The organism is Pseudomonas sp. BS3767 (assembly GCF_900099665.1).
Classification (GTDB): Bacteria; Pseudomonadota; Gammaproteobacteria; order Pseudomonadales; family Pseudomonadaceae; genus Aquipseudomonas; species Aquipseudomonas cerasi.
Map to the genome: position 1 here is coordinate 852,169 of NZ_FNCX01000002.1, position 12,498 is coordinate 864,666.

Annotated in this window: 11 protein-coding genes; 7 read left to right on the forward strand and 4 right to left on the reverse strand. The window is 59.8% G+C overall.

What is annotated here, in order from left to right; all coding sequences use genetic code 11:
- Positions 1 to 18: 18 nt before the first annotated feature.
- From BLR16_RS08295 to BLR16_RS08325, 7 genes are all read left to right on the forward strand, one after another.
- A complete protein-coding gene (locus BLR16_RS08295) occupies positions 19 to 1,317 on the forward strand; it encodes a DUF3426 domain-containing protein (protein ID WP_074805285.1) in 1,299 nt (432 codons plus the stop codon).
- A 317-nt stretch (positions 1,318 to 1,634) separates the two neighbouring features.
- On the forward strand, positions 1,635 to 2,648 hold the full coding sequence (gene dusB / locus BLR16_RS08300) for a tRNA dihydrouridine synthase DusB (protein WP_003368840.1): 1,014 nt from the start codon (positions 1,635 to 1,637) through the stop codon (positions 2,646 to 2,648).
- A complete protein-coding gene (gene fis / locus BLR16_RS08305) occupies positions 2,645 to 2,965 on the forward strand; it encodes a DNA-binding transcriptional regulator Fis (RefSeq protein WP_002555375.1) in 321 nt (106 codons plus the stop codon). Before dusB ends, fis begins: the two co-directional genes overlap by 4 nt.
- An 80-nt stretch (positions 2,966 to 3,045) precedes the next feature.
- Positions 3,046 to 4,650 (forward strand): bifunctional phosphoribosylaminoimidazolecarboxamide formyltransferase/IMP cyclohydrolase, encoded by a 1,605-nt coding sequence (gene purH, locus BLR16_RS08310; RefSeq protein WP_003368841.1) that lies wholly within the window; start codon positions 3,046 to 3,048, stop codon positions 4,648 to 4,650.
- 118 nt (positions 4,651 to 4,768) lie between these two features.
- Positions 4,769 to 6,064, forward strand: coding sequence for a phosphoribosylamine--glycine ligase (purD, locus tag BLR16_RS08315; protein WP_003431732.1), 1,296 nt, complete (start codon positions 4,769 to 4,771; stop codon positions 6,062 to 6,064).
- Between the two features lie 90 nt (positions 6,065 to 6,154).
- Positions 6,155 to 8,944, forward strand: a complete 2,790-nt coding sequence (gene retS, locus BLR16_RS08320) for a hybrid sensor histidine kinase/response regulator RetS (protein WP_074805288.1) — start codon at positions 6,155 to 6,157, stop codon at positions 8,942 to 8,944.
- Between the two features lie 69 nt (positions 8,945 to 9,013).
- The gene (locus BLR16_RS08325) at positions 9,014 to 9,610 is read left to right on the forward strand and encodes a MarC family protein (protein WP_003313945.1); all 597 of its coding nucleotides are present in this window, start codon (positions 9,014 to 9,016) and stop codon (positions 9,608 to 9,610) included.
- Positions 9,611 to 9,616: 6 nt separating this feature from the next.
- On the opposite strand, the gene BLR16_RS08330 is transcribed toward BLR16_RS08325, so the two are convergent.
- Genes BLR16_RS08330 through BLR16_RS08345 form a run of 4 tightly spaced genes read right to left on the reverse strand, consistent with a single transcriptional unit; the run spans position 9,617 to position 12,488 of the window.
- The gene (locus tag BLR16_RS08330) at positions 9,617 to 10,252 is read right to left on the reverse strand and encodes a hypothetical protein (protein WP_046718949.1); all 636 of its coding nucleotides are present in this window, start codon (positions 10,250 to 10,252) and stop codon (positions 9,617 to 9,619) included.
- Between the two features lie 35 nt (positions 10,253 to 10,287).
- Positions 10,288 to 10,923, reverse strand: coding sequence for a hypothetical protein (locus BLR16_RS08335; RefSeq protein ID WP_072366308.1), 636 nt, complete (start codon positions 10,921 to 10,923; stop codon positions 10,288 to 10,290).
- Complete coding sequence (locus tag BLR16_RS08340) at positions 10,916 to 11,614, reverse strand: hypothetical protein (protein WP_024662968.1); 699 nt, start codon at positions 11,612 to 11,614, stop codon at positions 10,916 to 10,918. The genes BLR16_RS08335 and BLR16_RS08340 overlap by 8 nt, the downstream gene beginning before the upstream one ends.
- 58 nt (positions 11,615 to 11,672) lie before the next feature.
- Entirely contained in the window at positions 11,673 to 12,488 is an 816-nt protein-coding gene (locus BLR16_RS08345) for a hypothetical protein (protein ID WP_024662969.1), read from the reverse strand.
- Between the last annotated feature and the right edge of the window lie 10 nt (positions 12,489 to 12,498).

Here is a 12,498-nt window from a genome sequence, read left to right on the forward strand (position 1 = left end):
CTTCAACCGGACAGCCGCATGACCGACAGTTTCGTCACCCAGTGCCCGCACTGCCAGACCAGTTTCAGAGTCAGTCACGCTCAACTGAGCGTGGCCCGTGGCGTGGTGCGGTGCGGAGCCTGCCTGCAGGTGTTCAACGCAGCGCGGCAGTTGCTCGAGCAGCGCGCCAGCGATGACGCCGAAAAAGAGACCCTGCCCGCCTCGCCGGTGATCGCGGCCCTGCCCGGACCGGAGGCCCTGCCGACGCCGGAGCCGGAGCCGGAAAAGACGCCCGAAGAGGACGATCCCTGGCAGGTCAGCGAGCTGGATCTGGACAATCTCAATCTGGACGAAGAACTGGCCCGCCTCGAACAACGCGAGACCCGCAGGCCTGACACCTTCGCCCGCCCTGTAAGCGATATCGGCAACGACGATGTGAGCCTGACGGCGAAGCGTGACAGTCGGCAGAGCGACGAGGCGGCATGGGTCGATACGCTGCATAACGACGATGTCGAGCAACTGCCCGAGCTGCATGCAGAAGTCATCCCGGACACCGACTCTGTAGACGCTCCGGAGCCGCTGGAGGATGACTCGCGTACCGAGCCGTCGCTGTCACTGGACAAGCATCTGGACGATGACGAGCCCCCGATGCCCGTCATCATCCAGCGCAAAGCTCCGCCTGCCGAAAAAGTCGAGCGCTGGTCTGCGGTGGATGACGATGATGAAGACGACGACCATGAGCCGGAGCCAGAACCGCGGGGCAAGCGCAGTCGCAACGAACCGGCAGTGCGCGACCAGACACTTCTTGACCTGACTGACGACCCTTTGCAACTGGACTGGCAACGGCCCAAACCACGCTGGGGGCGACGCCTGGCCTGGGGTCTGTTGATCGTACTGGCGCTGGCGGGCCTGGCAGGACAATACGTCTGGTACCACTTCGATCAGCTGGCACGCCAGGACCAGTATCGTCCGTGGTTTCAGCAGATTTGCCCGCAGGTCGGCTGCAAGGTGCCGAGCAAGGTCGACATTTCCCAGCTCAAGAGCAGCAACCTGGTCGTGCGCAGCCACCCGGAGTTTCAGGGGGCTCTGGTGGTGGACGCGATCATCTACAACCGCGCCTCGTTTTCCCAGCCGTTTCCCCTGCTGGAACTGCGTTTTTCCGATACCGGCGGTCAGTTGATTGCCAGTCGTCGGTTCAAGCCCAGTGAATACCTGAGCGGCGAAATGGCCGGCAAGGAAGAGATGCCACCCCAGACGCCGATCCATATCGCGCTGGATATCCTTGATCCAGGTGCCAAGGCCGTGAACTACAGCCTGAACTTCCGCTCGCCGGAATGACTCGTCCGGCGCGACAGCGTCGGCCGAGACTGCTTTTTTACACGCTACTTTCACCAAAGAACGCTGCATGATCGCAGAAATTCAGCAACAAAATACCCTCTGACCGGACTCATCGAACTTAGGCAAGAGCTGTTCAGATTTTATCCAATTCAGCCTTTATCCAGTCATCGAGAGCGGGTATCATGCCAACCCTTTTTCAAACTCTCGGTTCGATCTGACGGTGGCGCATGCGGCTGGCGGGATGAGCCGTTGCAGACCGGGTGAAACGGTTTTTTACACGGCCTGCGGATGATTTGGCCTCCACAACAGGTAAGGCTATGTCGGCAGTACGCATCGGCCCATATACAGTGCAAAACGGCTTGATCCTCGCCCCGATGGCGGGCGTCACCGACCAGCCTTTCCGTCAGCTGTGCCGAAGACTCGGTGCCGGCCTGGTGGTGTCGGAGATGGTCACCAGTGACATGAGCCTGTGGAACAGCCGCAAATCGCGTCTGCGCATGATCCACGAAGGTGATCCCGAGCCGCGCTCGGTACAGATCGCCGGTGGTGATCCGCAGATGCTGGCGGACGCAGCACGTGCCAATGTCGAACTGGGCGCCCAGATCATCGACATCAACATGGGTTGCCCGGCCAAGAAAGTCTGTAACAAGGCGGCTGGCTCGGCGCTGTTGAAGGATGAGCAACTGGTCAACGACATCCTGCAGGCCGTCGTGGCTGCAGTCGATGTACCGGTCACGCTGAAGATCCGCACCGGATGGGATCGCGACAACCGAAATGGCCTGACAGTGGCGAAAATCGCCGAGCAGGCAGGCATTCAGGCACTGGCAGTGCACGGGCGAACCCGTGCCGACCTGTACACCGGCGAGGCCGAATACGACACCATTGCCCAGATCAAACAGGCCGTGTCGATACCGGTCTTTGCCAATGGCGACATCGATTCACCGGAAAAGGCCCGGCACGTGCTGAAGGCCACCGGAGCAGACGGATTACTGATTGGCAGGGCCGCACAGGGGCGTCCCTGGATTTTTCGCGAGATAGAACACTTCCTGCGGACCGGAGAGACACTCCCGGCGCCGCAGTCGAGTGAAGTGGAACGCATTCTGCTTGAGCATCTGGCAGCGCTCCACGTTTTCTATGGAGACGTGATGGGCGTGCGCATTGCACGCAAACACGTCAGCTGGTATCTCGCAACCCTGCCGGGCGCCAGAGAGTTTCGCGCCCACTTCAATCGTTTGGAAGATACGGAAGCACAGTGCGCCAACGTCCGGGAGTTCTTCAGCCAAGGCTGCAAGGGCCCGGATAACGAGAATGATAAAGAGGTGGCCGCATGACGATGATGACCGAGACTTTAGTGAGTGGAACAACACCCGTGAGCGACAACGTCAATTTGAAACAGCACCTCAACACGCCGAGCGAAGAGGGTCAGACCCTGCGCGGAAGTGTCGAGAAGGCGCTGCACAATTATTTCGCCCACCTCGAAGGCGCATCCGTCACTGACGTCTACAACCTGGTGTTGTCGGAAGTCGAGGCTCCGCTTCTGGAAAGCGTGATGAACTACGTCAAGGGCAACCAGACGAAGGCCTCCGAGCTGCTGGGACTGAATCGCGGCACGCTGCGCAAGAAACTCAAACAGTACGATCTGCTTTAAAGCATTCAAAACAGAAAAGGCGACCTTGCACCGCGGTCGCTTTTTTTTGCTGACTTCTTTTGCTTTTGATGGAAATCGAGATGACCGACCAGACTACCCGCCTGCCGATCCGCCGCGCCCTGATCAGCGTATCCGACAAGACAGGAATCCTTGAGTTTGCCCGCGAGCTTGAAGCGCTGGGCGTCGAGATTCTTTCCACTGGCGGTACGTTCAAGCTGCTCAAGGACAACGGCGTCGCGGCAGTCGAAGTGGCCGACTACACCGGCTTCGCTGAAATGATGGATGGCCGGGTCAAGACCCTGCACCCCATGATCCATGGCGGGATTCTGGGTCGTCGCGGCATAGACGACGCCATCATGACCGAGCACGGCATCAAGCCGATCGATCTGGTTGCGGTCAATCTGTACCCGTTTGAAGCCACTGTCTCCAAACCAGGCTGCGACCTGCCGACCGCCATCGAAAACATCGACATTGGCGGCCCGACCATGGTCCGTTCCGCAGCGAAGAACCACAAGGACGTCGCCATCGTGGTCAATGCCAGCGATTACGGCCAGGTTCTGGAAAGCCTCAAGGCCGGTGGCCTGACCTACGCCCAGCGCTTCGACCTGATGCTCAAGGCGTTCGAGCACACCGCCGCCTACGACGGCATGATCGCCAACTACCTGGGCGGCGTCGACCAGACTGCCGAAACCCTGAGTACCGAAGGCCGCAGCCAGTTCCCGCGCACCTTCAACACCCAGTTCGTCAAGGCTCAGGAAATGCGCTACGGCGAGAACCCGCACCAGAGTGCGGCGTTCTACGTCGAAGCCAAACCTGCCGAGGTCGGCATCGCCACCGCCACCCAGCTGCAAGGCAAGGAGCTGTCGTTCAACAACGTGGCCGATACCGATGCCGCACTGGAATGCGTCAAGAGCTTCGTCAAACCGGCCTGCGTGATCGTCAAGCACGCCAACCCGTGCGGTGTCGCGGTCTGCCCGGACGATGAAGGCGGCATTCGCCAGGCTTACGAACTGGCCTATGCCACCGACTCCGAGTCGGCATTTGGCGGCATCATCGCCTTCAACCGCGAGCTGGACGCTGCAACCGCCAAGGCCATCGTCGAGCGCCAGTTCGTCGAAGTGATCATCGCCCCGAGCGTCAGCGCCGAAGCCCGCGCCATCGTCGCGAGCAAAGCCAACGTTCGCCTGCTGACCAGCGGCCAGTGGAGCGAGCGCCTGCCTGCCTGGGACTACAAACGCGTCAATGGCGGCCTGCTGGTACAGAGCCGTGACATCGGCATGATCACCGAGGCCGACCTCAAGGTCGTCACCCAGCGTGCGCCTACAGAACAGGAAATGCATGACCTGATCTTCGCCTGGAAAGTCGCCAAGTACGTCAAGTCCAACGCCATCGTCTACGCCCGCAACCGCCAGACCGTCGGCGTCGGCGCTGGCCAGATGAGCCGTGTGAACTCGGCGCGTATCGCGGCCATCAAGGCTGAGCATGCCGGGCTGCAGGTTCAGGGCGCCGTGATGGCCTCCGATGCCTTCTTCCCGTTCCGTGACGGCATCGATAACGCGGCCAAGGTCGGCATCACCGCTGTCATCCAGCCAGGCGGCTCGATGCGTGACAACGAAGTGATCGCTGCAGCAGACGAAGCCGGCATCGCGATGGTGTTCACCGGCATGCGTCACTTCCGGCACTAATCAGAAAAACGGCCGCACTGGCGCAGGCGTCTGCTGCGTCATTGCGGCCTCGTACGGCGGGTTGGGTCGCCCCAGGCACACCGCGTACTCCAGAATCAGCGTCATCGAGGTTTTTGAAATGAATGTTTTGATCATTGGCAGCGGCGGTCGTGAACACGCCCTGGCATGGAAAGTCGCTCAGGACCCACGCGTGCAGAAGGTGTTTGTCGCACCGGGCAATGCGGGCACGGCGATCGAGGCCAAATGCGAAAACGTGGCCATCGACGTTCTGGCACTGGAGCAACTGGCGGATTTCGCTGAAAAGAACGTTGCGCTGACCATCGTCGGCCCGGAAGTACCGTTGGTTGCAGGCGTCGTCGACCTGTTCCGCAGCCGAGGCCTGGACTGCTTCGGCCCGACCGCTGGCGCTGCCCAGCTTGAAGGCTCCAAGGCGTTTACCAAGGACTTCCTGGCGCGTCACAAGATTCCTACTGCCGACTACCAGAACTTTACCGAGATCGAGCCTGCCCTGGCCTATCTGCGTGAGAAAGGCGCGCCGATTGTCATCAAGGCCGACGGCCTGGCCGCGGGCAAGGGCGTGATCGTCGCCATGACCCTGGCAGAAGCCGAAGACGCCGTACGTGACATGCTGGCTGGCAACGCCTTTGGCGACGCCGGTTCGCGCGTTGTCATCGAAGAGTTTCTCGATGGCGAAGAGGCCAGCTTCATTGTCATGGTCGACGGCAAGAATGTACTGCCCATGGCCACCAGCCAGGACCATAAGCGCGTCGGCGACGGCGACAGCGGGCCGAACACCGGCGGGATGGGTGCCTACTCCCCTGCCCCGGTGGTCACCGCCGAGGTTCATCAACGTGTCATGGACCTGGTTATCTGGCCGACCGTCAGGGGTATGGCCGATGAAGGTAACGTTTACACCGGCTTCCTCTATGCTGGTTTGATGATCGATAAAGCAGGTAACCCGAAAGTCATCGAGTTCAACTGCCGCTTCGGCGACCCGGAGACCCAGCCGGTCATGCTGCGCCTGCAATCGAGCCTGGTACTGCTGGTCGAGGCTGCGCTGGCGCAAGCGCTGGACAAGATCGAAGCACAGTGGGACCCACGCCCCAGCCTGGGTATCGTGCTGGCCGCAGGCGGTTATCCTGGCGACTACGCCAAAGGCGCGGTCATCGAGGGTCTGGACGCAGCGGCACAGCTCGAAGGCAAGATATTCCATGCAGGCACGGCCTTGCAGGATGAGCGTGTCGTGACCAGCGGTGGTCGTGTACTGTGTGCCACAGCGCTGGGTGACAGCGTCGGCAACGCGCAGGAAAATGCCTATGCGCTGGCCGCAAAAGTCGACTGGCAAGGGTGTTTCTACCGCAAGGACATTGGCTACCGTGCCATTGCCCGCGAGCGTGGCGAAGACCAGGAATAATCGATCGGACCAGCCTCTTCAAGCAGAGGCTGGCCGGTTGCTCCGGTATTCGCGGTTTTACCAGGTATTCACTCACGAAGGGATTTCATTGTGCGCTGGCTCAGGATTGCCATAGCCTCAACCGTCGGACTGCTGACCCTGCTGTTCATGCTTTCGGCGCAGGCCGAGCATGGTGCAGGCTGGTCGACGCTGCTCGACGAAAAGGCCCATCTGACGCTGGATGAAATCCGCTCGGCGCGCTATCAGAATCAATTCAGCCCCACCGAGCTGGAACGGGTCGCTGCAGCGGATCGCGGCAGCGCGGTATGGCTGCATTACCGCCTGCAACCGACCCAGCACGAGCAATTGCTGCGTATCTTCGCCCCGGACCTTTCCAGCGCCGACATGTATGTCATGGACGGCGATCGACAGATTGATCATCTACGCACGGGCAACGACGTGCCGATTGAAGATCAGCGACTGCCATCCAACGATTTCCTGCTGCCGGTTCCGCAAAGCTCGGCCTCGCTGGATATCTACCTGAGACTGGTCTCTGCGCAGAAAATGCGCCCCAGCATCACCCTTGAACCGGCCATCGAAAGCGCCGCCAACGAAACCCAGCCATTGCTGTTCGGACTGCTGTTTGGCGCGCTGTCCATGCTGATCGTGCAGAATCTGACGCGTTACGGACATACCCGGTCGCGCAGCAATCTGTGGCTGGCCGCCTGCGAATCGTTACTCGGGCTTAGTGCGCTGTTGCTCCTCAACCTGCTCCGCCCGATCGACCCGTGGAATATCGCGCAAACCCCGAGCGCACACCTGGCGCTGCTGCTGGCCGCTGTCGCAGGCCTGATCTACACCTACTGTTTCTTCGTCCATCGCAATGCCCGCAAACTCGATCGTCTGTTGCTGGGCAACGCGGTGCTCATGGGGATCGGCGCCTTGCTGGTGCTGTTCGACGAAAAGCTGCCGATCAACTTCCTGACGTTCGGCCTGGTCTCGCTGACGACACTGAGCATTCTGGCGGTGTCGATGTGGCACTGGCAGAAGGGCTATCGCTCGGCGCGCCTGTTTGTCCTCGGAATGATCACCTTCAATATCGGCTACATGGTGGTCCTGCCCGGCCTGCTGTGGCTGAGCCTGGTGCCACCGCAATGGCTGCTGCTGGCGCTGCTCAGCGTGTTCTGCATCAGCGGCCTGCTGATGAGCCTGGCCCTCAGCGAACGTCATCGCAGTATCACCGAAGACCGTTTCAGCATCAGCCGCGATCAGGCGGCCAGCACCGCCGAAATCAACGCCAAAGCCGAGTTTCTGGCCAAGATCAGCCACGAGATTCGCACCCCGATGAACGGCGTGCTGGGCATGACCGAGCTGCTGCTCGGCACCCCGCTGTCGGTCAAACAGCGCGACTATGTGCAGACCATTCACAGTGCCGGTAACGAACTGCTGACGCTGATCAACGAGATTCTCGACATCACCAAGCTCGAGTCAGGACAGATCGAACTGGACGACGTGCAGTTCGACATCGGCGCGCTGGTCGAGGACTGCCTGAATATCTTCCGCGCCAAGGCCGAACAGCAACAGGTCGAGCTGATCAGCCAGATCCAGCCTCAGGTGCCACGTGTCATCAATGGTGACCCGACCCGCCTGCGCCAGACACTGCTGAGCCTGCTGGAAAATGCCCTGAAGAAGACCGACGAAGGTGAGATTCTGCTGGCAGTCGCCCTTGAGTCCTCGAAAAGCGGGAATACACGACTGCGCATTTCGGTTCAGGACAGCGGCGAAACGCTTTCCGACGAAGAACGTGAAGAACTGCTGCACGCCGAACTGCACAGCCGGAATTTCCTGGCCAGCAGCCGGCTCGGCGGTCATCTGGGACTGGTGATCGCTCGTCAGTTGATCGTACTGATGGATGGCGAATTCGGCATTCAGAACAGTGGCGCGCAAGGCAATACGCTGTGGCTGAACCTGCCTCTGGACGCCAAGCTGCTCGAACAGCCGACCATTGATCTGGACAGCCCGCTTAAAGATGCCAGGGTGCTGGTGGTCGATGACAACGACACATGCCGCAAAGTGCTGGTTCAGCAATGCAGTGCCTGGGGCCTGAATGTCAGTGCAGTGGCATCCGGCAAGGAGGCACTGGCCTTGCTCAGGACCAAGGCGCACCTGCGCGACTATTTCGATGTGGTCCTGCTCGATCAGAACATGCCGGGCATGACCGGTATGCAACTGGCCGCCAAGATCAAGGAAGACCCGAGCCTGAATCACGACATCCTGTTGATCATGCTGACCGGCATCAGCAATGCACCCAGCAAGATCATCGCGCGCAACTGCGGAATCAAGCGCATTCTGGCCAAACCGGTGGCGGGCTATACGCTCAAGACCACGCTGGCAGATGAACTGACCCAGTTGAACAAGGGTGTCGTGTCGAACAAGCCCGGCCCGGTCGTGACGCCGCCGGTCAGCGTCCCCGGCGACTTCCGGATTCTGGTGGCCGAAGACAACAGTATCTCGACCAAGGTCATCCGCGGCATGCTCGGCAAGCTCAACCTCAACCCCGATACCGCGAGCAATGGCGAAGAAGCGCTGCGAGCCATGAAAGCGCAGCGTTATGATCTGGTGCTGATGGACTGCGAGATGCCGATACTCGACGGTTTCTCGGCCACCGAGCAATTGCGCGCCTGGGAAGTCGGCAATCAGCGTGTACGCACCCCGGTCGTTGCACTGACCGCGCATATTCTCACCGAGCATAAAGACCGCGCACGCCAGGCCGGCATGGACGGCCACATGGCCAAGCCCATCGAACTGTCGCAGTTGCGCGAACTGGTCGAGCACTGGGTGGCGCACCGTGACAAGGCCCGTGGGCTGACGTCGGACGGCGAGCACTATCGGCAAAACTGACGGCGACGGGAAAGGCCTGTGGCCTGATAGACTGCCGATGCCATCCACCTGCTGCTGTGAGTCGAAGCCATGCTTCACGTGTTGTTCAGCGTCTATCTGAAAATGCTGGTGCTTTACAGCCCGTTTTTCGTTCTTTCCTGCTTCATCAGCCTGACGCGTGGTCACTCGCGCAAGGAACAGCGGCGCCTGGCCTGGAAGGTGGCGCTGGCGACACTGGTTTCCAGCGTCTTGCTGTATCTGTTCGGGCGCGTGATTTTCGATGTCTTCGGCATCACGGTGGATGCATTCAGGATTGGTGCCGGCAGTGTGCTGTTCATCTCGGCACTGGGCATGGCCCAGGGCAAGTCGGCGGTCCAGACCGACAATATCCAGCAGGATGTGACCATCGTTCCTCTGACCATCCCACTTACCGTCGGCCCCGGTACGATCGGTGCGCTGCTGGTCATGGGCGTCAGTCAGCCCCACTGGGACGACAAACTCACCGCCATTCTGAGTATTGCGCTGGCCAGTCTGACCGTTGGCGTCGTGCTTTACCTCTCCAACCGTATCGAACGCATCCTCGGCGATCAGGGTTTGCAGATTGTCAGCCGTTTGATGGGACTGTTCGTCTGTGCACTGGCCGCGCAAATCATTTTCACCGGCATCAGGGGCTACCTGCTGCCCTGACAGGACTCAGATACTTGCAGCCCGCACCATGCCTTGCGCCCTGCCGTCCAGATAACGCATCACCGCGTCACGATGAGCGGCATACACCTTGCTGTCAAAGATGTAACTGCCGCCCTTGAAGTGAAACAGCAGTCTTCGCCTTCCTGGCGCATGGTCGTCCACACTCAGGTGCAGACTGCAAAGCAACAGGAGCATCCGGCCAGGTTCATACTTTTCGCAGGGTACGATCTGAAAACTGCCCAGACGTCCCTGGTCGAAGCCGCGCTGAAAGTACGACTCTGCTGCCTGGCCTACCCCCATTGCAGCAACCGCACGCTGCACCATGTCGCCAAGACGCTTACGATCCGCAGGATGACTGACCTTGAACGTGGCCTGCAATAAATCGTCGACACTGCTCACCACCAGCGAGTCCCCAAGGACCACGCCCTTTTGCTGTATACCGCGCGCCTTGAGGCGGCTGCGGTAGTAATACATCCAGGTCCCCCACTGGGTTTTGAAATCAAACTGCCTGCCCGCGAACAACTGGGCGTCCAGAAGAACGTTCTGAACATCCGTGCGCTCTTCGTTCGAAAGCCCGGGCAAAAACGCGACCATACTGGCGATAGTGCCCAGATAGGCCGCGTTACCTGTGTCTGCATTCATTTGCGTTACTCCCTTCCATGGGCTTATCCAGGTTGCTAAAGACTGATGATTTCGGCTGCAGCACGATCAGCCAGGGCGTCCTGCACCGTCTGGCGAAAAGGCTCGAAACTCTGGCGACTGAAGCGGAACGCAGTACTGACGGCATGCACCTGCATCTCGCCGCCCAATATCTGCCAGAAATAACGCGCGGGCCGCAGCGCCAGGGTGGTCATCTGCAGGCTGCACAGAAGGATCGACACCTCGTCCTTATTGCGCATTGCACAGGGCATGAGCTGAAAGCTTTCTGAGCGCCCGGACGTAAACCAGCTGCTGAAAAAACTCGTCGCATGATCACTGCTCAATAGCCTGTCGAGCGAACTGCGGTAGAGTTGGCGAAGCTCGCCAGCGTTATCGACCACGGATAGCTGCAGTTTTCCAATGTCACTGAAACTGTGGATTTTCAATCGGGCATCGTTGATCCCGGCGCTCCGCGAACCGCCTGTGGCGGCAATCGAGCGCTGGTAAGCATCCAGCCATGCACGCCAGTTCACTCTGGAAGAATGGCGATCATCTGCGACCAGTCGGGCATGGTGCAGACAATCCATTATGTCCTGGCGCAAATCAGGTTCGACATTGCGGGCGAAGGACAGCACGCTGGCACCCGTCAGTAGAGTTTCATCCGGATCAGACATCGGGACTGCCCCCGAGCGGCATGATCAGGCACGCACGCTTGCTCGACAGCGCGGTGTCGATGCCATCGCGAAACTGCGAATAGACCTGTTCAAACAGTTGCATTGCATGGACAGTCACAGCGATGTTGCCGTAGACACTCTTCGACTCGATGACCTCGAAAAGAAACCCGGATGACAACGGCTGACGTGTGGTGAATTGAAGCTGCACCAGCTTGAGCTTCTGTCGGGTGTCGACGAAAGCCAGTTGCAGAACTACGCTGACCTGCAATTTTCCCGAGTGATTCAAACCGCTCTGTACCGTCTGACTGCGCAACAGATGAAGCGCTTCGCTCGCGACGGACTGGCTGCCTGCCCTGCGCATGAACGCCTCCGCACGCAGGAGCGTCTCGGCTGACACCCACGGTACAAGCGCACGCACCATGCAACTCCACACTGTTTCAGCGGAGTCTTCAGGCAAAGGCTGGCTGATATGTTCGCTGGCGCTCGGCAGCCAGCCGAAACGCTGCGCAGCGGTGAGACGGGTTTCATTCCATTTTTCGGGTTCGGCAAACTTCGAGTGTTGTTTCGATGCGGCCAGCTGCACGTACAGCATCGAGTCCAGCACATCATTTTTCAGGGCGACCCGCTGCGGCTCGGGGAAAAACATCAAACAGCCCGCATTGACGACTACGGCATCCAATTCCTGCTTCATGGGAGAATTCCTTTTATCCCGAAAGCGGAGGCAGTCCGCGCCTCCGCCAACACTCCGATCAGATTTCGTACTCTGCAATCGCATTACTGACATTGTCGCCAAGCCGTTGCTCGATCAGCTTGCGATAGCGCGCATACAGGTCCGTGTTGAGCAACAGGTTGTGCTCGCCCTTCCAGGTCTGGACACTGGTGCCCTGCCATTCCCAGAACAGCACATTGGTGACGTCACTGTCGGCCTGAAAGCTGACTGCCGCCATGGCCAGACTGACGATGCTGTCCCCGGATTCGATACAGGAGGCGATACGGAAGCTACCGCCACGGTGTGCCTTGGTCTGGCTCTCGAACAGGCGCAGGGGTTCTTTCCTGGCCTGCAGCGCGGCGACGGCATCTGCAGCCACTTTGAGCATCAGCAGCGATGCAGGCCCGGGTAACGCGGCAGCTGCAATGGCCGAACCGAGGATCTCCAGACCGACTTCGTCCATGGTGAAACGCTGCTGGGTGGCACGGTAGCGCGCATAGTTCCAATGGGTGGAGAGCCAGCCCACCTTGGAAAGCACTTCGTTGAATTTGTCATACCACTGATCGCCCTGGGTTTCAGAGCTGAACGCCTTGTTGGCCACAAGGGTGGCGAACAGAAAGGAATTCATCACGTCCTGCTTGCTCTGCGCCGACATACCGTTGGGAAATGCCAGCACACTGCCTGCAACCACCGCACCTTCATGGCCGGACTGTGCGTCAGTGACGTCACCTGCCTGAGGCAATCCGGGGATTGCGGGGGCCGCGAATGCGCCCAACGAAGCTGGGCATTCAGCCAGCTCGCAGGCGGCAATGTAATCGAGGTTGTCAGTGCTGTTCATGGTTTTGTCCTGTGTCATTTCATTAGTC

Bases quoted from the DNA above. Each gene is read 5' to 3' on its own strand.
- dusB (WP_003368840.1), top strand. From the start codon at position 1,635: ATGTCGGCAGTACGCATCGGCCCATATACAGTGCAAAACGGCTTGATC.
- BLR16_RS08330 (WP_046718949.1), bottom strand. From the start codon at position 10,252: ATGAATGCAGACACAGGTAACGCGGCCTATCTGGGCACTATCGCCAGT.
- BLR16_RS08345 (WP_024662969.1), bottom strand. From the start codon at position 12,488: ATGACACAGGACAAAACCATGAACAGCACTGACAACCTCGATTACATT.
- BLR16_RS08295 (WP_074805285.1), top strand. From the start codon at position 19: ATGACCGACAGTTTCGTCACCCAGTGCCCGCACTGCCAGACCAGTTTC.
- fis (WP_002555375.1), top strand. From the start codon at position 2,645: ATGACGATGATGACCGAGACTTTAGTGAGTGGAACAACACCCGTGAGC.
- BLR16_RS08325 (WP_003313945.1), top strand. From the start codon at position 9,014: ATGCTTCACGTGTTGTTCAGCGTCTATCTGAAAATGCTGGTGCTTTAC.
- BLR16_RS08335 (WP_072366308.1), bottom strand. From the start codon at position 10,923: ATGTCTGATCCGGATGAAACTCTACTGACGGGTGCCAGCGTGCTGTCC.
- purH (WP_003368841.1), top strand. From the start codon at position 3,046: ATGACCGACCAGACTACCCGCCTGCCGATCCGCCGCGCCCTGATCAGC.
- BLR16_RS08340 (WP_024662968.1), bottom strand. From the start codon at position 11,614: ATGAAGCAGGAATTGGATGCCGTAGTCGTCAATGCGGGCTGTTTGATG.
- purD (WP_003431732.1), top strand. From the start codon at position 4,769: ATGAATGTTTTGATCATTGGCAGCGGCGGTCGTGAACACGCCCTGGCA.